This is a genomic window from Kitasatospora sp. GAS1066B, assembly GCF_041262605.1.
Classification (GTDB): Bacteria; Actinomycetota; Actinomycetes; order Streptomycetales; family Streptomycetaceae; genus Kitasatospora.
The window spans coordinates 57,409-77,232 of sequence record NZ_JBGCCO010000024.1; the positions used below are offsets into that span (position 1 = coordinate 57,409).

Annotated in this window: 19 protein-coding genes; 11 read left to right on the plus strand and 8 right to left on the minus strand. The window is 73.7% G+C overall.

The annotated features are described in order from the left end of the window. The first annotated feature begins 23 nt into the window (after positions 1-23). Entirely contained in the window at positions 24-200 is a 177-nt protein-coding gene (locus ABH937_RS25480) for a hypothetical protein (RefSeq protein WP_280694166.1), read from the plus strand. A gap of 109 nt (positions 201-309) precedes the next feature. On the opposite strand, the gene ABH937_RS25485 is transcribed toward ABH937_RS25480, so the two are convergent. After that, positions 310-1,791: a hypothetical protein gene (locus tag ABH937_RS25485; RefSeq protein WP_280694167.1), complete on the minus strand. Its 1,482-nt coding sequence runs from the start codon at positions 1,789-1,791 to the stop codon at positions 310-312. Between the two features lie 555 nt (positions 1,792-2,346). On the opposite strand from ABH937_RS25485, the gene ABH937_RS25490 reads away from it, so the two are divergent. Then, positions 2,347-3,498: an aminoglycoside phosphotransferase family protein gene (locus ABH937_RS25490; RefSeq protein WP_280694168.1), complete on the plus strand. Its 1,152-nt coding sequence runs from the start codon at positions 2,347-2,349 to the stop codon at positions 3,496-3,498. 77 nt (positions 3,499-3,575) lie between these two features. On the opposite strand, the gene ABH937_RS25495 is transcribed toward ABH937_RS25490, so the two are convergent. From ABH937_RS25495 to ABH937_RS25505, 3 genes are all read right to left on the minus strand, one after another. After that, entirely contained in the window at positions 3,576-4,865 is a 1,290-nt protein-coding gene (locus ABH937_RS25495) for an acyl-CoA dehydrogenase family protein (RefSeq protein ID WP_370219586.1), read from the minus strand. A 411-nt stretch (positions 4,866-5,276) separates the two neighbouring features. Continuing rightward, positions 5,277-5,771: a hypothetical protein gene (locus tag ABH937_RS25500; RefSeq protein WP_280694170.1), complete on the minus strand. Its 495-nt coding sequence runs from the start codon at positions 5,769-5,771 to the stop codon at positions 5,277-5,279. Between the two features lie 663 nt (positions 5,772-6,434). Beyond that, positions 6,435-6,704, minus strand: coding sequence for a DUF397 domain-containing protein (locus ABH937_RS25505; protein WP_370147056.1), 270 nt, complete (start codon positions 6,702-6,704; stop codon positions 6,435-6,437). 298 nt (positions 6,705-7,002) lie between these two features. On the opposite strand from ABH937_RS25505, the gene ABH937_RS25510 reads away from it, so the two are divergent. The 3 genes from ABH937_RS25510 to ABH937_RS25520 all read left to right on the plus strand — a co-directional run bounded on the left by ABH937_RS25510 (position 7,003) and on the right by ABH937_RS25520 (position 9,193). After that, on the plus strand, positions 7,003-7,518 hold the full coding sequence (locus ABH937_RS25510; protein ID WP_348533715.1) for a PTS fructose transporter subunit IIA: 516 nt from the start codon (positions 7,003-7,005) through the stop codon (positions 7,516-7,518). A 157-nt stretch (positions 7,519-7,675) separates the two neighbouring features. Beyond that, the gene (locus ABH937_RS25515; protein WP_370219587.1) at positions 7,676-8,029 is read left to right on the plus strand and encodes a hypothetical protein; all 354 of its coding nucleotides are present in this window, start codon (positions 7,676-7,678) and stop codon (positions 8,027-8,029) included. Between the two features lie 135 nt (positions 8,030-8,164). Next, entirely contained in the window at positions 8,165-9,193 is a 1,029-nt protein-coding gene (locus tag ABH937_RS25520) for a polysaccharide deacetylase family protein (protein WP_370219588.1), read from the plus strand. A gap of 51 nt (positions 9,194-9,244) precedes the next feature. Here ABH937_RS25520 and ABH937_RS25525 read toward each other — a convergent pair whose 3' ends face one another. After that, positions 9,245-9,781, minus strand: a complete 537-nt coding sequence (locus tag ABH937_RS25525) for a helix-turn-helix domain-containing protein (protein WP_280694173.1) — start codon at positions 9,779-9,781, stop codon at positions 9,245-9,247. 64 nt (positions 9,782-9,845) lie between these two features. Here ABH937_RS25525 and ABH937_RS25530 point away from each other — a divergent pair, with 64 nt between their 5' ends. After that, positions 9,846-10,748: an alpha/beta fold hydrolase gene (locus ABH937_RS25530; protein ID WP_370219589.1), complete on the plus strand. Its 903-nt coding sequence runs from the start codon at positions 9,846-9,848 to the stop codon at positions 10,746-10,748. Between the two features lie 35 nt (positions 10,749-10,783). Here ABH937_RS25530 and ABH937_RS25535 read toward each other — a convergent pair whose 3' ends face one another. Next, positions 10,784-11,587 (minus strand): glutamate racemase, encoded by an 804-nt coding sequence (locus ABH937_RS25535; protein ID WP_370219590.1) that lies wholly within the window; start codon positions 11,585-11,587, stop codon positions 10,784-10,786. Between the two features lie 5 nt (positions 11,588-11,592). Between ABH937_RS25535 and ABH937_RS25540 the strand changes: the two genes are divergently transcribed. Next, positions 11,593-12,825 carry a glycosyltransferase gene (locus ABH937_RS25540; RefSeq protein WP_370219591.1) on the plus strand — a complete coding sequence of 411 codons (1,233 nt, stop codon included), beginning with the start codon at positions 11,593-11,595 and terminating at the stop codon, positions 12,823-12,825. An 11-nt stretch (positions 12,826-12,836) separates the two neighbouring features. Here the strand turns inward: ABH937_RS25540 and ABH937_RS25545 are convergent, their stop codons facing one another. Together ABH937_RS25545 and ABH937_RS25550 are read right to left on the minus strand one after the other, a co-directional pair. Continuing rightward, positions 12,837-13,490: a thiol:disulfide interchange protein DsbA/DsbL gene (locus ABH937_RS25545; protein ID WP_280694177.1), complete on the minus strand. Its 654-nt coding sequence runs from the start codon at positions 13,488-13,490 to the stop codon at positions 12,837-12,839. Between the two features lie 27 nt (positions 13,491-13,517). Next, positions 13,518-14,456, minus strand: a complete 939-nt coding sequence (locus ABH937_RS25550; protein WP_370219592.1) for an SPFH domain-containing protein — start codon at positions 14,454-14,456, stop codon at positions 13,518-13,520. Positions 14,457-14,873: 417 nt separating this feature from the next. Between ABH937_RS25550 and mscL the strand changes: the two genes are divergently transcribed. The 4 genes from mscL to ABH937_RS25570 all read left to right on the plus strand — a co-directional run bounded on the left by mscL (position 14,874) and on the right by ABH937_RS25570 (position 19,778). After that, positions 14,874-15,317: a large conductance mechanosensitive channel protein MscL gene (gene mscL, locus ABH937_RS25555; protein ID WP_370219593.1), complete on the plus strand. Its 444-nt coding sequence runs from the start codon at positions 14,874-14,876 to the stop codon at positions 15,315-15,317. A 227-nt stretch (positions 15,318-15,544) separates the two neighbouring features. Continuing rightward, complete coding sequence (locus ABH937_RS25560) at positions 15,545-16,219, plus strand: DUF6643 family protein (protein WP_280694180.1); 675 nt, start codon at positions 15,545-15,547, stop codon at positions 16,217-16,219. 171 nt (positions 16,220-16,390) lie between these two features. Beyond that, positions 16,391-17,269 carry an MOSC domain-containing protein gene (locus ABH937_RS25565; RefSeq protein ID WP_280694181.1) on the plus strand — a complete coding sequence of 293 codons (879 nt, stop codon included), beginning with the start codon at positions 16,391-16,393 and terminating at the stop codon, positions 17,267-17,269. Positions 17,270-17,360: 91 nt separating this feature from the next. Beyond that, positions 17,361-19,778, plus strand: a complete 2,418-nt coding sequence (locus ABH937_RS25570) for a right-handed parallel beta-helix repeat-containing protein (protein WP_370219594.1) — start codon at positions 17,361-17,363, stop codon at positions 19,776-19,778. Positions 19,779-19,824 lie beyond the last annotated feature (46 nt).

Below are 19,824 nucleotides of genomic sequence, written 5' to 3' on the forward strand. Positions count from 1 at the left end.
CTGCACCTAGGGAGGACCGTTCCATGGACAGCCAGATTCTTCACAAGGCCGCGTTCCTGCTGCACGAGTGCCACGAGCCCGAGCAGATCGTGGTGGAGCGGCTGAAGGAGTACTTCCCCACGCTGACCCTGGTCGAGCGCGAGCGCTACGTCCAGGAGGCCTGGGACCAGGTGCACAGCGCCGCCGTCGACACCCTCTGAGCCTGACACCCGAGCGGCTGAGGTTCGACGCAGCGAAGGGTGGGGGTCGCCGAGGTACGAGGTGGCACCCGCCCGTAGCGGAGGAGAACCTCATCAAGCGACCATTGGATCAGTCAGCGGGGCGGCGGGCCGGCGGCACCGCCGCCCTGATCTCGGCCCGTAGCTCGGCTCGCAGCTCGGCCACTCCCGGCAGCGCCTGGTAGCGGGCGGCCAGCCGGTCCATCCGGTAGAGCCGGTCCCAGGTCCGGTGCGACGAGGTGTCGCCGATCTGTGTCAGCGCCTGGCGGGTGTGCCGCTGGGCCTCCTCCGGCTCCCCGGTGAGCCAGTGCACCGAGGCGAGCGTGACCAGGTCCAGCACCGTGGAGCGCTCCTGGCCCTGCCCCGCGCGCAGCCGGATCGCGGCCCGGACATGCGCCACGGCGAGCTCGGCGGCATTCGGATCGTGCTCCGCCAGCGTGCGGTAGACCAGGGACTGCATGCCGTGCAGCTCGGCCTCGTTGAAGACCTGCATCCAGCTCGGCTGCGGGTCCCCGGCGCCCTGGGTGTAGTACTCCTCCGATTCGCCGAGCAGCCGCGCCACCTCCTGGGTGCGGCCCAGGGACGCCTGCGCCCAGGCCTCCACGGTGTTCAGCATCGCCCGGGTCAGCGGCCCCGTGCCGGGACCGGCGCCGGCGTGGGCCATCCGCATCAGGTCCAACGCCTCGGCGGCCCGGCCGTGGTGCAGCAGCTGACGGGCGCAGCGCGAGATCGCCTCACCGGCCCGCGGCCGGTCACCGGCCTCCTTGGCGGCCTGCGCGGCGATCACGAAGTAGCGCTGCCCGGTCGACTCCAGGCCCACGTCGTGTGACATCCAGCCGGCCAGCGCCGCCAGGTTGGCCGCCACCAGCCACAGCCGCCGGGCCAGCTCGGGCGGATGCCGGTGGGTCAGCAGCCCGCCCACCTCGTTGAGTTGGCCGATCACCGCCTTGCGCTGCAACCCGCCCCCGCGGGAGGCGTCCCAGGCCCGGAAGACCTCGAACGAGCACTCCAGCGCCGCGACCTCCTCCTGGCCCGCGGGGCCCGGCTCGTAGACGTCCACGATCGGTCGGCCCGGGGTGCCGGTGATCACCTGGCGCGGCCCGGGGCGCGCCGCCGCGTAGGCGACGTCGTCACCGGCGAGCCAGCGGTAGAGGGAGTCGGGGATGACGGAGGCGCCCGGCATCTCCGTGGCGGTATCGGCCAGTCCGCGTCGGTTGAGCATGAGATCCATTCCCGTGAACTCGGTGAGGATCTCGGCCGTCCGCTCCGGCTCCTCGGCCTCGGCAGCACCCGCCTTGGCCGAACTTGATCGCCGGTGTCGCGCCAGACCGAGGTCCTCGATGGAGACGACACGGCCGAGCCGCTCGGTGAACACCGCAGCCAGCACCCGCGGCACCGGATCGCGCGGGATCTCGCCCCGCTCGATCCACCGCCGCACCCGCGAGGTGTCGGTGGACAGCTGCTGCTGCCCCATCGCCGCACCGCGCCGGTTGACAAGCCTGGCCAGCTCCCCCTTCGACCAACCGGTCAGGGCGAACAGGTCAGCGAGTCTGGTGTTGGATCCACTGCTCACATCAAGCCCCCAGGCTCCTCGGCTGGTTCGAGCCTAATGGCCTGTCACATGCCAGGCGAGCATTCGCCACGGTCCGCCAGGGTGCGCCAGCTGGAAAGCCAGTGCGTCCGGGGTGTCAGGTAGAGATGCGCAACCCCCACCCGGGGCTCGGGATCGCTCCGAGCCCTGGAAACAGCGGCCGGGGAGGGGATCCCAGGGTCGTCGACGGGCCGCCCACCGGCCTGGCGAAGGGGGGTGGCGTGACCGGGTGGCGCGTCGGTGCCGGGCCCGGCCGACCGCACGGACCAGCGCATTTCCCCAGGGTGCGTTGGCTCGTTCGGCCGGCCGGTCCCGGCACCCGCTCCGCCCAGCGCCACCGGCCGTCCGTCCCACCCCCCTTGGGCGGTCACCGCAACCGGGTACGCCGGAGCACGCCCCAGGTGCGCCGTCGCACACGCTGGCGAGCCAGGTCGTACAGGGTTACGACCGGGCTCCACGGCACCACCGTCTGACCCCGCCAGGGCCGCCGCCTTGGCTGTCATATGCCGTCGGCAAGGAAGGGAATCCCTCCCCCTCATGTACTCCTCCGCGACTTCCCCCACCGCGCCCCGGACCGGCATCCCGCAGCGACCGCCGTCCTCCGTGGCGGTCCGCCGGCCCGGGCCGAAGCCTGCCGTCCCCGCCCGTCCCGCCGGGCGGATCGAGGCACCCGCCCATCTGCCGCGCGCCGGTGAGCGCCTGCTGCGCCCCCGTGCGCCCCAGTACGCCGGCACCAACGGCCTGGGTGCCCCGGCGGCCGAGGGCTGGGGCCGGGTGGACACCGCCGCCCTCGCCACCCCGGCCGTGCGGGCCGCGCTCGCCCACATCACCCGGATATGTCCCGCTTTCTCGGCGCGTCAGGTGCTGCGCGAGGACGGGGCGCACATCCTGATCACCGGGCTGATCGGGCGCACCGCCGTGGTCGCCAAGTGCCTCTCCCCGCAGGCGGTGCAGAGCGACCGGCGGGCCGTGCTGGTGGAGCGGTTCCGCCGCGAGGTGGCGATCTACCGGACCTTCGTGCGGCACCGCCCGCCGGTGCGGATGCCGCGCCTGGTGGCGGCCGACCACGACCGCTGCGTGCTGGTGCTGGAGCGGATCCCGGGCCGGCCGGCCGCAGTCGAACGCCACCCCGCCAACGCGCCGACGCCCGGCGAGGTGCGCGCGATCCTGGGCTCGATCCGTTCGCTCAACCTGTGGCGCCCGCCGGTCGACGTCTTCCACCAGCCGCTCGACTACCAGTTCGAGATCGGCCGGTACCACTCGGTCGGGCAGCTGACCGACCGGGACGCGGGCGACCTGCGACAGCTGATGTACGGCCTCTCGCACACCGGTTGGCAGCTGTGCCACGGCGACGCGCTGCTCAGCAACATCATGCTGGCCCCCTCAGGACCGGTGGTGCTCGACTGGGAGCAGGCCGGCTGGTACCTGCCCGGCTACGACCTGGCGGTGCTGTGGAGCGTGCTCTCGGGGGACACCGCGGCCCGGCGCCAGATCAGTCAACTGGCCCAGGTCGGCGGCACGGTGGCCCGCGACGCGTTCCTGGTGAACCTGGTGCTGGTGCTGATGCGCGAGCTGCGGATCTACGACGTGCCGGGTGCCGGTGAGGAGCAGCGGCTGATGATCCGTCGGCTGTACGACGACGCGGCGCTGGCCCGCCGCGCGGTGCGGGCCGCGGTGGGGACCCGCTGAGCGGCGCCGCCGGGGCCTCGGCGGCGGCCGCGGCCCGACCAGCGTCGGCGCCGGCCCGACAGGCGTCGGCGCAGGGCTCAGGCCGCGCCGCGGGGCCGGGCCGCGCCGGCCAGCAGGGCGGCGCGGCCGACCTCGGCCAGCACCCGCTCCTCGCCGCACCCGTCCAGCCGGCCGCTGAGCGCGTCGCGCAGGTAGCGCTCCAACGGGTGGCGCCGGCTCAGCCCCGGCGCTCCGGTGAGCGCCACGGCCCGCTGCACCGCGTCGACCACCGCGCGGTCGGCGAGCAGCCGAGCCGCGCCGGTCCGGGCCGCGGCGCCGGTCTCGCCCGCATCGATCCGGGCCGCCAGGCCCACCACCAGCTCCTCCGCCCCGACCAGCGCGCTCGCCACCTCACCCAGACCCACCTGGTACCGCGGCAGCCCGCCCAGGGGTTCGCCGAGGTCGGCCGCAGTGCGCCGGCTGAGGAACCCGACCAGCCAGTCCAGGGCGGCCCGGCCCACGCCGAGCTGCACCGCCGCGAGCGCCAGGTCCCTCCACGCGCCACCGAGCTCAGCGGCCGTGACGCCCGCCGGGTCGGGCGCGGCGTCCAGCGGGCGCAGCCCGAGCGCCGCTTCGGCGGCCACGGCGACCTCCGTGAAGACCACGTCGTGGCCCGCGGCGGCCCGCAGGCCCACCTGGTCGCCGACCGGGTCGACCTCGACTCCCGGGCTCTCACCCCGGACCAGGAAGAGGCCGGTACGCGGCGCCGGCTCGTCGGTGATCGCCCGCACCACCAGCCAGGCCAGCGCCTCGGCGCCGGTACAGCCGCTCCGACGGCCGGTCAGCTGCCAGCCGGCCCCGTTCCGCCGGGCCAGCAGCGGCCGCCGGCCCGGTTCGAGATCGCGCGGATCGGCGTCGCGCGGATCGGTCATGGGGGCCTCGGCATCGAGCGTGTTCACCAGCGCGGGCCCGCGCCGGGACTCGGTCAGCAGGCGACGGTAGGCCGCGGCCGGCCAGCCCGCGGTGCGGTCCTGCTCGGCGTGCAGCAGCAGGGTGTGCGCGGTGACCAGGGCCACCGAGGCATCCCCCCGGCCGAGTTCGGCCAGCACCCGGACGGTGTCGGCGAGCGTGCCGGCCGGGCCGCCGAAGCGCTGACCGACCGTCAGGGTGAGCAGGCCGGCCTCGTGCACCGCCTCGATGCCCTGATACGGGAAGGTCGCGTCCCGGTCGTGCTCCTCGGCCCGCGCGGCCAGCAGGTCCACCACCCGGGGCAGCCTGGCCAGCGCCTCGGCCGCCGGCGCCGGGACGTCCGACGGCGTACGGCTGTCGGAGATTGACGCATGGTCGGAACGGTCAGTGCGGTCGGAACGGTCGGTTCGAGCGGTCATGGCGCTGCTGCCTCCGGGCGGCCGGCGTGGGGGCTCGGCAGCCGGCGTCGGCTGCACGGCGGTGGGGCGTGCGGGAACGCGAGGCGCGGCCGATCTGGCATCGGGGCAGCGCGGTCGTCCTCGGCCGGGGCGCGGGTCGGTCGGGACCCGCGCGGCCCTGGGGCCTGTCGTCAAACCCCCTTCGTTCGCCCGCAGGGCGGCTTGGCGTCGCCGGGCAGAACGGGGTTTGACGACAGGACCTAGCGACAGAGCGCGCTGGCGGTCCGCCGCAGGTCCAGATAGCTGCGGCGGACCAGCAGCGGGCGGCGGGACGGCATGCTGGTGACTGTACGAAGCAATGATCCAAACCGTCAAGCAACGCCCGAACAGCGATCGCACCGCCGGCGGTGTGACCCGACTGCGCGGCGGCTCTCAGCCCTGCTGGAACAGGTCCGCGGGCAGCGGCTTGAGCAACTGGTAGAGGTCGTCCGCAATCGGTCGGTCCCAACTGGCGATGGTGACCTGGACCTGGTCGCTGCGGTCGAACTGGGCGCAGAACACCCGCTCCTCGGAGACCTTGACCTTCTTCACGATCAGCAGGTCGTCGCCGAGCATCACCGGGAAGTCCTCGGCCGAGACGAACTCCACCGGCTCTTCCAGTTCGAGTGCCGCGAGGAGCTGTCTGATCTCGAACGGCACCCCGTCCTCGGGGTCCCGCGCCGGCGAGCTCTCGGGCAGGTTGCCGATGAACATCGCCGGGCCGCGACCGCCGAACAGGTCGTAGCGCAGGAAGATCCCCTGGCAGGAGCCGTCCGGGCCGGTCATCACCGCGGCGCCGAAGAGGCCGGGCCAGTCGCCCGGGTCCATCGCGAGGACGTCGAAGTCCGGGCCCGCGGGGGTGCCGGAGCGTCGGCGGAGAAATGACATGTCGCCATCGTACGTGCCCGGGGGCGCGCGACCGCACGGGGCGGCGCCGAGGCGCGCTCGCCGAGCGTTCACAAATGCGCGAGCTCCACGCTCCGAGACGAATGTTGACGCTGAGCAACCGTCCGGGCTACGGTCGCGGATGTACGGCAGCTGCTGTGGACCCGTTCCACGTGGGGGTGGCCTGCTGTGGCGCATTCGCATGCGCCCATCCACCCTTGCCACCCTTGGCACAGGTCGTGCAGCGGCTGCGGTTCTTGTGCACCAACGCAGTTCGTTGATCCATGCAACGTTTTCAAGCTTCGCAACCCTTCACCCAAAGCCTGGTTCGTGGGTTCCCCGACTCCGTCGCACCCACGGACCGCGCCCGGGACACCGACGCGTGGGGGCGTTCGGATCCCGGGCACCGGTGGCCTGGGCCCTCGCGGCCCCGTCACCTGCCTCCCGGCGGCGCCGGTCTTCGCGGACCGGCATCGGGGACAGCCGGAGGAGCCCGGTTTCGCGAACCGGGCCGTACAGCAGGCGCCGTGCACGACCGCGTGGGGGCGGTCGGCACGGCGCCTGGCTGCTTTTCGGGTGCGACCCGGCAGACGAACCGGCGTACGAACCGGCAGACGAAAGGGCCGCCGGTCTCGGGAACCGGCGGCCCTGGGAGTCGAGCTGAACTCAGGTCAGGTCGAACTCGCCGTCCTGGGCGCCGAGCACGAAGGCCCGCCACTCCTCCGGGGTGAACACCAGCACCGGCCCGTCCGGGAAGCGGCCGTCGCGCATCGCGATGTAGCCGTCCACGAAGGCGATCTGGACGTCACCGGGCGAGCCGTCCTCCTGCTTGGCGGAGAGCCACTCGGCCCCGGTCGTGTCCAACTTGGGCTTGCGCGCCGGCGGGACGGCCGGACCGCCCTGGGCGGTCTCGTCTGCGCTGGTCTCGGTTGTCACTGGTCCTGCTCCTCCCGAACGTCCTTCAGGGTGGTCAGCGTATCCGTCCGCACCGCCGCCCGGGCCACGCTCTTCGGTACTCCTCCGGTCGAGCGGAGTCCGCGCGGACCGGGCGCCGCGGGCGGCGGCGGCGTGCTAGGACGCGTCTCGCTGGTTCGCGCCTGGCGGGAGTCAGCGAGACACGCCCTGGGACGCATCGCGTTCCGGCGCGGCGGGCGGGAGCGGCGCGCCCGGTTTGCGAGAGTGGGCAGCGAGAGTCGGCACGGTCGCAGGCAGCAGAGCTGGGAGGGAGCAGCCGATGGGGCAGATCAGCCCTCGGGGCACAGGCGGGGCGGATGTCATCCCGATCGGGGAGGCGCCCTCGGCCGCCCGGGTACCGAGCCAGTCGCCGATCCGGTCGGCGGCGCTGGGCCGGGTCGGCGTGGTGCTGGTCTCGCACAGCCGGGACCTCGCGCAGGACACCGCCGACCTGGCCAAGGCCGTGTCGCCGACCGACGACCCGGCCGCGGTGGCGGCCACCGGCGGGCACCCCGGCGACGGCCTGGGCAGCAGTGCGCTGCTGATCGCGGCCGCGGCCCGCCGGGTGGACCAGGGGCACGGGGTGGCGGTGCTGGCCGATCTGCCGTCGGCCGTCCAAGTGGTGCTGGCGGTGCTGGCGGCCGCCGACGAGCACGGGCTGCCGTTCCCGGTGCGGTTCGCCGACGCGCCGTTCGTGGAGGGCGCGGTGGTCGCCGTGCAGACCGCCTCGGCGGGCGGGGATCTGGCGGCGGTGGTCGAGGCGGCGGAGGAGACCTACCGGCAGCGCAAGCTCTGAGTGCGATCGATCGGGTCACCGGGTGGTCGGGGCGCCACCGCTGGCGAACGATCAGATGAACAGCCCGTTGAGGGACTACACGGAACGTGTCCGGTCGGCTACGATCAGCCGCGTCCGACCGCCCGACCTGTCCCCGAACGCCCGGAGGAACCTCGTCATGTGCGTGGTCGTCACCGGCGGAGCCGGGTTCATCGGGGCCGACCAGGTCGGGCTCGCGGTGCCCCTGTTCGAGGGCTCGATCCTGGATCCGGCCCTGCTCGAGGCGGGCATCGGCGGCGCCGATGATCTTGCGTCGCGCTCGCCGGCCGATCCGCTGCCCCGCCACCGGGGCGAGGTCCTCGGGCGGCCGCTGGAGGTGACGCCCATCGAGCCCAGAGCCGGCGACGTGCGTGACTCGGTGGCGGGCATCGGGCGGCGGCGCGAGCTGTTCCCCGACCTGGCACCGGTGCCGGTGCCGCTGCGCGTGGGGCCGGCCCGCACGGCGCGCTGGTTCCGCGACCGGCAGCCGTAGCCGCACCGCGCCGCCCGCACCGACTTCTGCCTCGGTGTCGGTCCTGTCGCGTACAACCATCCGCAGGACCTGGGAGTCCGTAGTACATCGAGCGATCTCTCGCCGGGTGCGCCCGGCCATGCCTTGGGGGCACCCGTGCCGCGACCGGACACCAGGACACCGGACTTCAGGACACCGGACTTCACGACGCAGGACTTCACGACGCAGGAGCACAGGACGCAGGAGTACAGGGCGCCGAGCGAGGCGCCCGCGCCGGCCGCCGCCGACCGGCTGGTCCACTGGCTGCGCCACTCGCCGGCGCAGCCGCTCTTCCGGGCGCACGCGGCCCGCCGGCTGGTGGTGCTGGCCTACCGCCGGGTGACCGACCGCCGGGCCTTCGGCGCCCAGTTGGACCGGCTGTGCCGGGTCGCGGTGCCGATCTCGCTGCCCGCCCTGGAGCAGGCGGTGCGCGAGGGCCGGCCGCTGCCGCCGCGCAGCGTGCTGATCACCTTCGACGACGCCGATCGCGGCGTGCTGGACCACGCGCTGCCGGCGCTGGCGGCACGCGGGCTGCCCGCGGTCGCCTTCGTGGTCACCGAGCTGATCGGCACCGACCGTCCGTCCTGGCGCCAGGAGGCCGCGTTCCTGCTCGCCAACGGCGGCCACGCCCGGTCCGTCACCGGCGACGGCCTCGCCGGGCGGCTGGCCCGGCTCGCCGCGCTGCCCGACCCGGACCGGCGCCGCAGCCTGCACGAACTGCGGGTCAGCTCGCCCGCCCGGCCGCCGCGACGGGAACGCCTGACGCCGGAACAGCTGCGCCGCCTGACCGCCGGTCAGGTGGTGATCGGCAACCAGACCCTGGGCGACGCCGACCTGCGGCGCTGCGACGACGCCACCGTGCAGGTCGAGATCCGCACCGCCCACCAGGCCCTGACCGACTGGCTCGGCGGCGCCCCCAGCGCCTTCGCCTACCCCGGCGGCAACCACGACCCGCGCGCCGCCCGGCTGCTGACCGAACTCGGCTACCCCACCGCTTTCGTGAGCGACCACCGCCTCAGCCCGCGGCTGCCCCGCGAGGCGCTGCGGGTCAGCCGGCTGCCGGTCGACGCGAGCTGCGACAAGGCCGAGTTCGAGGCGGTGCTGTCGGGACTGCACCCGGCGGTACGGCGCTGGCGGGGCGTCTGACGCTTCGCTGGCGCTGCTCGCGCGCGGTCGTACGCCGATCGCGCGCCGCTCTCACTCCGGTGACTGCTCGGCCGGGAACATGATCGGGCTGAGCAGGTGCCGGGTGCGCTCGGGTGCGGGCTCGTTCCCGATCCGGGAGACGATCGCGGCGCGCAACTCGCCGATCAGCTCGGCCAGCTCGGCCGGGCTGAGCCAGAGCGCGTGCTGGCGGTAGCCGACCAGGTCGGCGGCCGGGTCGGCGGAGTCCCGGTCCAGGTAGGCGTTGAACTCGGCCAGCAGCGTGGCCATCGCCACCGCGAAGATCCGCCGGTGGTCGTCGCGGGAGGCCGCCGCGGCCGCGCCGGCCCCGATCACCGCCCGCTCCCGGCGCAGCCGGTACTCGCGTTCGACCGCGCCGCGCACCCGGTGCTCCTCGGCCACCTCCAGCAGGCCGCCCTCGGCGAGCAGTCCGACGTGCCGGTACACGGTGGCCTTCGAGACATCGGGCAGCAGGGCGCACAGCTGAGACGTGGTCAGCGTCCGCCCGCCCGACAGGGCGTGCACGAGGCGCAGCCGCACGGGATGCAGGAGCAGGTCCACGGTGTCCATGGACACACGGTCTCACCTTCGATACCTTTCTCAAAGTTGAGACCGTTCATCACGGGGAGGACCCATGTCAGAGGCACCACTGGACTCGCCACTGGAGACACCGCCGTTGGGACGCCGGTACGAGGTCGGGGGCCGGCGGCTACTGCTGCACCGCTCCGGCAGCGGCGGCCCGACCGTGGTCGTCCTCCCGGGCGCCAACCTGGTCGGCCTGGACTACCTGAACCTGCACCACCGCACCGCCGAGCTCACCACCAGCGTGCTCTACGACCGCGCGGGGACCGGCTGGAGCGACTGGATCGAACTGCCCCGCACCGCCGCCGAGGTCGCCGACGAACTGCGCGAGCTGCTGCACGTGGCCGGCCTGCCCGGCCCCTACCTGCTGGTCGGCCACTCGCTGGGCGGCGCCCATGCGCGCCGCTTCGCACAGCGCTTCCCCCTCGAGGTGGCCGGCCTGCTCCTGCTGGACCCGTTCCACGAGGACCTCACCACCGGCGCGCCGCAGGAGGTGCTGGACCGGCTGGCCGAGCTGAAGGACCTGGAGCTGCCCGAGGCGACCGAGGAGCAGGTCCAGCGCTCCCGCGAGGTGCTGCGCGAGCACTTCGCGAGCTGGCCGGAGGCGGTGCGCGAGCCGCTGATCGAGCATCACCTCAGCGCCTGGCGGACCGGGTTGCTGGAGAGCAGGAACCTCTACGACGTGGTCACCGACGAGCTCCGGGACGGGCCGGCGCTGCCCGATGTCCCGATGATCGTGATCAGCGCGCTGGGCCCGGACGCCAACCAGTCGCAGATGTGGTCCGAGGAGGTCGTTCGCCTGACGAACGAGCGCAAGCAGCGGCTGCACGCCGAGCTGGCCGCGTCGGTGTCGCACGGCGAGCACCGGGTGGTCACGGATGCCGGGCACGGCTGGCTGCACGAGGAGCGCCAGGATGCCGTGCTGCGGGCGATCGAGGACCTGCTCAGCCGCTGATGCCGCGCACGGTCAGCCCCTGCTGCCGCCCGCGCTCAACCGCTGATGCCGCGCACGCCGACCGCGGTCCCCGCCGTCAGCAGCGCCAGCGCCTGCGGGTAGCGGGTGGCGGCCGTGGGCAGCTGGCTGACCCGGCCGGTCTGCAGCACGGTCAGGGTGCCGCCGCCGGTGCGGGCCAGGGCCTCGGCGGGCACCCGGCGCAGCGCCTGGGCCACGACGGCGTCGGCCGAGCCGTGCAGCACGAGGTCCGGGTGCGCGACGGACGCGACGGCGGCCCGGATCGGCTCCGCGACCAGCTCGTAGTGCGTGCAACCGAGCACGATGTCAGTGGTCCCGGGCGGCGTGAGCGCGGCGGCCGCGGCGATCGCCGCCCGCTGGGCGTCCTCGTCGGCGTGCTCCACGGCGTCGGCCAGGCCCGGGCAGCTGACCTCGGTGATCTCCGCGTCGCCGCCGAACTCCGCGATCAGCCCGCGCTGGTAGGCGCTGCCGGTGGTCGCCGGGGTGGCCCAGATCGCGACCTTGCCGCCGGCCAGGGCGGCCGGCTTGATCGCCGGGACGGTGCCGATCACCGGCAACTCGGGCTCCAACTCGGCGCGCAACGTGGCCAGCGCGTGGACCGAGGCGGTGTTGCAGGCGACCACCAGCGCGTCCGGACCCAGCGCGGCGGCGGCCCGGGCGCAGGCCAGTGCGTGCTCGGTGAGGTCGGCGGGGGTGCGCGGGCCCCAGGGCATGCCGTCGGGGTCGCTGGAGAGCACCAGATCGGCGTCCGGACGCAGGGTCCGCAGGGCGGCCGCCGCCGGGAGCAGGCCGATTCCGGAGTCAATCAGTGCGATCTTCACGACATATGACCCTAGCCGATCCGGCCAGGCTGCCCGCCCAGGCGGTGCCGCTGCGGCAGACTGCCGGAGTGACCGTGCTGACCGGAGTGACCGGACTGTCGCTGCTCTGCTGGCTCTGGCTGACCTGCTGCCAGGGGCTCTTCTGGCGCACCGACCTGCGCCTGCCGCCGGACCGCACCGATCCGGATCGGCCGCCGGAGGTCGCGATCGTGGTGCCGGCCCGGGACGAGGCCGCCGTGCTGCCGCTAAGCCTGCCGGGGCTGCTGGGGCAGAAGTACCTCGGGCGGGCCCGGGTGATCCTGGTGGACGACCACAGCTCCGACGGCACGGCGCAGGTGGCGCGCGAGCTGGCCGCCGAGATCCCCGACGGCCTACCGCTGACCGTCACCACCCCGCCGCCGCTGCCGGCCGGCTGGACCGGCAAGCTCTGGGCGGTCCGCCACGGCGTCGAACTGGCCTGCGAGACGGGCGACGTGGAACTGCTGCTGCTCACCGACGCCGACATCGCGCACGGCCCGCAGACGCTGGCCGCGCTGGTGGCCGGCGCCCAGGCCCAGGGGCTCGACCTGGTCTCGCAGATGGCCCGGCTGCGCACCGAGACCGGCTGGGAGCGGCTGATCGTGCCGGCCTTCGTCTACTTCTTCGCCCAGCTCTACCCGTTCCGCCGGAGCAACCACCCCGGCAGCCGGACGGCCGCCGCGGCCGGCGGCTGCTCGCTGGTGCGCCGGGCGGCGCTGGAACGTGCCGGCGGGGTGGCAGCGATCCGCGGTGCGGTGATCGACGACGTCTCGCTGGCCCGCGCCGTCAAGCGGGCCGGCGGGCGGACCTGGCTGGGCCTGGCCGAGCGGACCGAGACGCTGGCAGTGCGGAGCGTGCGCCCGTACCCCGGGCTGGCGCCGCTGTGGCGGATGGTCTCGCGCAGCGCGTACGCGCAGTTGCGGCACTCGCCGCCGCTGCTGCTCGGCACGGTGCTGGGACTGGCCCTGATCTACCTGGTGCCGCCGGTGGCGACCGTCGCGGGGCTGGCCACCGGTGCCTGGCCGCTGCTCGCCACCGGGGCCGCCGCCTGGGCGCTGATGACCGCCACCTACCTGCCGATGACCCGCTACTACGACCGGCCCGCCCCGGCCGCGCTGCTGCTTCCGTTCACCGCGCTGCTCTACCTGCTGATGACGGTGGACTCCGCGGTGCAGCACTACCGGGGGCGGGGCGCGGCCTGGAAGGGTCGGACCTACTGACCGGACCGGGCCTAGTGCCCGGCCCGCACCCGCTCGAGCAGCTGGTCGAGCACCTGGGGCATCGCGTCGACCCCGCCCGCCCGGGTCGGCGAGGTGAGGTACTGCCCCTGCACCACGGCGCTCGGCAGCTCGGTGATCTCGTAGCGCGCCAGGTCGTTCGGCGCCTGCGCGACCTCCTGGCCGACCTGGTCCGACTCGTAGGCGGTGGTGAAGCGGGTCCGGTCCACCTGCTGGCTCACCGCCCAGTCGGCGGCGGCCGCCTCGGTGGTCAGGTCCTGGTGCTCGTCGCGCACGGCGTGGAAGACGGCGCCCTGCAGCCGGTCCACCTCGCCGAGCCGCTCCAGCGTGTAGTAGAGCCGGGCGTGCGCCCGCTCCACCGTCTGGTCGGACTCGCCGGGCCACACGGCGGGCAGCCGGCGCAGCACCACATCGGCGGGCTGCCGGGCGGCCCACTGCTCCAGCGGCTGCTCCAGCAGCTGGGAGTGCACGCAGCCGTACCAGAAGACCTCGACCACCTCACGCTTGGCCTTGTCGCGCACCGGCTGCGGATGACGCAGGTTCACATACGCGGTGTCCGCGGATGCGGCATCGCTGACGGGGACGGCGGCGCCGAACGTGCAGGCGACCGAGACCAGCAGAACAACGGCACGGGTGACGGGCTTCATGCCCGCCACCGTGCCAGTTCCCCTGCGCTACAGGCCAGTTGCCTCGCTCAGGTTCGCCCGATCGAGCGTAGCCGGCTGATCCGGACGGGCCTCGAGGGCGGGCGCCACCGGGGCCTGGTCGACCGCGGCGGGACCGGCCTCGGCGGCGACCGGCTCGGCAACGGCCTCGGCCGCGGCCTGGGCAGCGGCGGCCTGGGGAGCACCGGCCGCACCGGCCCGACCCGCCGCGTTCTCGAAGAACCGCAGCAGCTCCACCGGGAACGGCAGCACCAGCGTCGAGTTCTTCTCCGCCGCCACCTCCACCACCGTCTGCAACAGCCGCAGTTGCATCGCGGCCGGCGTCTCGGACATCGTGTGCGCCGCCTCGGCCAGCTTGGCGGCGGCCTGGAACTCGCCGTCCGCCGTGATGATCCGGGCCCGCCGCTCGCGGTCGGCCTCGGCCTGACGGGCCATCGAGCGCTTCATCGAGTCGGGCAGCGCGACGTCCTTGATCTCGACCCGGTCGATGTGCACACCCCAGCCGAGCGCCGGGCTCTCCAGCATCAGTTCCAGGCCCCGGTGCAACTGCTCACGCCCGGAGAGCAGGTCGTCCAGCTCGCTCTTGCCGATGATCGACCGCAGCGAGGTCTGCGCGACCTGCAGCATCGCGAAGGCGTAGTTCTGCACGTCCACCGTGGCGCGCACCGGCTCGACCACCCGGTAGTAGAGCACCGCGTCGACCCGGACCGTGACGTTGTCCTTGGTGATCCCCTCCTGTGCCGGCACCGGCATGGTGATCACCTGGACATTGACCTTGCGCATCCGGTCCGCCACCGGCAGAAGCACCGTCAGCCCTGGCTCGCGCACCTTGCTGCGCACCCGCCCGAGCCGGAACACCACACCACGTTCGTACTGCTGGACCACCCGGACGCTGCTGGCCAGGAACAGCACCCCGAGCACCACCACAGCGATGATCACGCCAGGCATCGAGAACTCGCCCATCCCCTCCGACGGCCCGCCGCGCCGGGCCCCCGCAGGTCCGGTCGCACGGCACGCGCCGTGCGGATCAGTATGCGCCCGACCAGGGCGGGGCGACAGGCCTCGGTCGGGATCGCCGGTGGTCGGGACCGAGAGAGTCCCTCCCCAACCGGTCCGACCCGAGCGCCGCAGCCGTCAACACGGTGGCGGCCAGGACCACCACCCGCCCGCACGCCCGCTTGCGCCGCTGCTCCCCGCCGTACCCGGCGGGTGCGTATGCGGATCGCCTGACGGCACGTCAACTTCCGTACCAGCATTGGGCAGAGCGGGTGATCCTGAGTGGACCACCACGCCCCGGCCCGGTCAGGATGAGCCCCGAAAGCGGGCCGGGCCACCGCCCCGCGTGATCCCCCTGGAGTCAGTGCCGTGTTCAAGGGCTTTCGCAGCTTCCTGCTGCGCGGAAACGTCGTCGACCTGGCCGTCGGCATCGTCATCGGCGCGGCCTTCACCGCCGTGGTCACCGGCTTCGTCACGGCATTCCTGACGCCGCTGATCGGGGTGGCGATGGGTGCGGTGGGCGACTTCACCAAGGAGAGCTTCGCGATCGCCGGGACCAGCTTCCCGTACGGCGCGTTCCTGAACGCGCTGCTCAGCTTCGTGCTGGTGAGCGCGGTGATCTACTTCGCGGTGGTGCTGCCGGTGGGTCGGCTGCAGGCGCGGCTGGAGAAGCCGAAGGCGACCGAGTCGGCCAAGGCGGACTGCCCGCAGTGCCTGAGCCGGATTCCGGCCGCCGCCTCGCGCTGCGCGTTCTGCACCGCCGAGGTGGTCGCGCAGCCGGGTTTCCCCGCCCAGGCACTGCAGCGTAGCTGATCAGAGGCCCGAGGCCGGTGTCGCGCGATGACGGCGTGCGCCGGAGTGAGCCCCCCGGTGCGGGGGGCTCACTCCGTTCTCATGACCGAGATTGACCGAAAAACATCGGCAAAATGTCCGTTCTCTGACCGTTCGCCAGGTTTGCCTTGGCGAAGGTTGCGTAAACACTCGAACTGCCACCCCTCCCAGACTCCTCAGGGGCGCATTCTGGGCTTACGGTATGCCCCATGACCTCGCCCCGCTCCTACGACGGAGTCGGTTACTACCCTCCGTCCTTCTCGTCGGGCACGCCCATCTACGACAGCTTGGTCGCAGAGCGCGGAGTCCCCCAGATCGCGCCGATCAACGTGCCGGCCGCGCTCCCCCCGGCGCCCGGTATGGCGGGCGGCTACGGCGGCTCGGCACTGGAGTCGACCAGCCTGCTCCCCGCCCTGCCGCCGGCCAGACTGGCGCTCGGCCCGGGCCCCAGCAGCCCCGGCTACCAGAGCGCGCAGCCCGGCCCCGGTTTCGGCGGCCAGCCGTACGTGCCCGGTCCTCGGGTGCCCGGCGCGCCGATGCAGCAGCAGGGCTACGCCCAGCCGCCCGCGCCGCAGCCCTGGGACCAGCAGCCGGGCGCCTTCCGGCCGAGCGGGCCGATGACGCCCGCCTCGGTGGCTCCGGTCCGCCCGATGCCGCCGCAGCAGTTCTTCCAGCAGCCGGGCCAGCAGTTCGGCGGCCAGCAGGCGCCGGCCCCGCAACCGCCGCAGGGCTACGCCGGGCAGCAGCAACCGGCCGGTCAGCAGCAGTTCGGCCAACCGCAGTTCGGCCAGCAGCAGCCTTTCGGTCAGCAGCAGCCCATGGGCCAGCCGCAGTTCGGCCAGGCGCCGCAGCAGGGCCAGCCCTACCAGGGGCAGGCCTACTGAGCCATGCGGCAGCCGGTCTGCTGAGCAGGCGACAACCAGGGGGACGGTCATTCACGGGCCGCCCGGAACACCGAAGTACGGTGTGCCGGGCGGCCCGTGCGTATTCGCCCGAAACCGGCGACCGGGCGGCGGCAGGTCAGGAGCGCATTCGCGAGCTGGCAGGATGGGCACATGCCACTCCTCACCGGACTGCACCGATACCCCGTCAAATCGATGTACCGGCAGGACCTCGCGCACGCCGTCGTGGAACCCTGGGGGCTGCGCGGAGACCGGCGCTGGATGCTCGCCCGCCCGGGCGGCCTGGCCGTCACCCAGCGCGACCTCCCCGAACTCGCCCGGTACCGGATCGAACTCGCCGACGACGACGCCCTGCTGGTCACCTCCCCCGAGGGCGACGAGCTGCGGATACCCGTGCCCCGGGCGCAGGACGGCGCCATCCCCGCCGAGGGCGACGTGTGGGGCAACCGGTTCGCCGCCGTCGAGGCCGAAGCGAAGGCCCAGCTCTGGTTCGCCGAGCGGCTGGGCCCGCACGAGCTGGGCGAGGTCCGGCTGCTCTGCCTTGAGGATCCGCTGGCCCGGCGGATCGATCCCGCCTTCGGCGCGCCGGGCGAGACCGTCAGCATGGCCGACGGCTACCCGCTGCTGGCGACCACCACCGCCTCGCTGGCCGCGCTGAACGCCTGGCTGGCCGAGGCCGAGCGGCCCGCCCTGCCCACCGAGCGGTTCCGCCCGAACCTGGTGATCGACGGCACCGAGCCCTGGGAGGAGGAGGGCTGGCGCCGGGTCAGGGTCGGCGAGTTGACCTTCCGCGCCGTCAAGCTGTGCGGGCGCTGCATCGTGACCACCACCGACCAGGAGAGCGGCGAGCGGCTGGGCCAGGAGCCGCTGCGCACCCTGAACAAGCGCCGACGTTTCGACAAGAAGGCGGTCTTCGGCGTCAACCTGATTCCCGACCGCCCCGACCTGGTGACCGGGCCCGCGCTCGGCACCCTGCGGGTGGGCGACCAGGTCACGGTGCTGGCCCGGGGCGAGCGGCTCCCAGCCGCTTAGCAGCGGAAGGCCCAGGCAAGCACGCTACGGTGAGGCGCACGGCAGGAGCAGTGGAAGGCGGGACGACGCAGCGTCATGAGTGAGCACCGTCATGAGTGAGCACAGGGTCCGGGTCACGCAGGACAGCGGCTCGCGCTGGCGGCGTCGCGCCGGGGAGTACCAGACGCTGGCCGAGGCGCTGGCCGCCGCCGAGCCCGGCGACACGGTCACGGTGCGTCCCGGCGTGTTCCGGGAGAACGTGCTGCTCGACAAGGCGGTCACGCTGCTGCCCGCCGAGGGCCCCGGCACCGTGCGGATCGACCCGCCCGCCGGTGTGCCGCTCACCGTGACCGCCGCCGCCACCGTGCGCGACCTGGTGATCGAGGGCTTCAACAGCTCGGCCGCCGCCGTGCGGATCGAGGGCCCGGAGGCGGACGCCACCTTGATCGGCTGCCGGGTGGACACCCACTCGGCGGTCGGCGTGGAGGTGGCCGACCAGGCCGAGGCACGGCTGACCGGATGCACCGTCAGCAATCCGTCGGGCCTTGGCCTGCGGCTGCGCGGCGGCGCCACCGCGCGGTTCGAGGAGTGCGAGATCACCGAGGCCGGGCAGGCCGGCCTGGCGGTGCTGGAAGGCGCCACCGCCCGGTTGAACCGCTGCCGGCTGCACCACACGGTGGGCGCGGGGGTGCTGCTCACCGACCCGGGCACCCTGGCCGAGCTGACCGGCTGCGAGCTGTACGAGATCAAGGGCAGCGGCGTGCAGGCCGAGGCCAGGGCGGTGGGCCGGCTGACCGACTGCTCGGTGCACCGGGTCACCGGCAACGGCCTGACCCTGGACACCGAGGCCGAGTTGCACCTGGTCGACTGCCGGCTGCACGAGCTGCCGGAGAACGCCGCCGACCTGCGGGACCGGGCCACCCTGACGCTGGAGCGCAGCACCGTGCGGGCCTTCGGCCGCGGCGCGCTCTCGGTCTGGGACACCGGAACCAGCGCCACCGCGACCAGCTGCGTGATCGAGGACAGCACCGGCGACTACCCGGCGATCTGGGTCAGCGACGGCGCCCGACTGGCCCTGACCGACTGCACCCTGCACAACCTGCCGGACGCGCTCTTCGTGCTGGACCGGGACTCCCGGGCCACCGTCGCCGACACCTCGTTCAGCGAGATCCGCAGCTCGGCCGTCTCGGTCAGCTCGGGCGCGAGCGTGGCGCTGGAGCGCTGCAAGGTGCGCTCGGCGGGCACCGGGCTCTGGTTCCGCGACCACGGCAGCGGCGGACTGCTGACGGACTGTGAGATCTCGGACGTGGCCACCGGTGTGATCGTCACCAAAGGCGCCGATCCGGTGCTGCGCGACTGCGTGGTGCGCGGCAGCACCGAAGCGGCGGTGTACGTCTCGGCGCAGGGCCGGGGCAGCTTCGAGGACTGCCGGGCGGTGCAGGGCAAGGGCTTCGGCTTCCATGTGATCGACGGCTGCCGCACCGCGCTGACCCGCTGCCGGGCCGAGCAGAACGGGCGGGCCGGCTTCGAGTTCGCCGAGCCGGGCCCGGTGGTGGAGGCCTGCACCTCGGACGACGTGGCGGCCGCGAGCACCGCCCCGGCCAGGTCCGCTGCGGCGCCCGCCCCGGCGGAGAACGTGCCGGGCCCGCGCACCGCGCAGCTGACCTCGTCCCCCGCGCTCGTCGCCCCGCCGCAGATCACGCCAATCCCGGACTGCCGCCCGGCCGACGAGGCGCTGGCCGAGCTGGACGCGCTGATCGGGCTGGCCACCGTGAAGCAGGAGGTGCGGACCCTGATCGACCTGATCTCGGTCGGCCGCCGGCGCCGGCAGGCCGGGCTGAAGGCGCCCTCGCTCCGCCGCCACCTGGTCTTCACCGGCTCCCCCGGCACCGGCAAGACCACGGTGGCCCGGCTCTACGGCGAGATCCTGGCCTCACTCGGGGTGCTGCAGCGCGGCCACCTGGTCGAGGTGGCCCGGGTGGACCTGGTCGGCGAGCACATCGGCTCCACCGCGATCCGCACCCAGGCCGCCTTCGACCAGGCCAGGGGCGGGGTGCTGTTCATCGACGAGGCCTACACGCTGGCCCCCGAGGACGGCGCCCGGGACTTCGGCCGGGAGGCGATCGACACCCTGGTGAAACTGATGGAGGATCACCGCGACGAGGTGGTGGTGATCGTGGCCGGCTACACGGCCGAGATGGAGCGCTTCCTCAGCTCCAACCCCGGTGTCTCGTCGCGCTTCTCACGCACCATCGCGTTCCCCGACTACACCGACGCCGAGTTGCTGGCGATCGCCCGCACCCAGGCCGTGGAACACGAGTACCAGCTGGCCGAGGCCACCGAGCAGGCGCTGCTCGGCCACTTCGCCACCCTGCACCGCGGCCCCAGCTTCGGCAACGGCCGCACCGCCCGGCAGGTCTTCGAGACGATGATCGAGCGCCACGCGATGCGGGTGGCCCAGCTGCCGGACCCGTCCACCGAGGACCTCCAACTCCTGGTTCCCGCCGACCTGCCGCTCCCGCGCGGGTGAGCCGACGTGGCAGGATGACTATAAGAACGGAACGACGAAAGGCGGG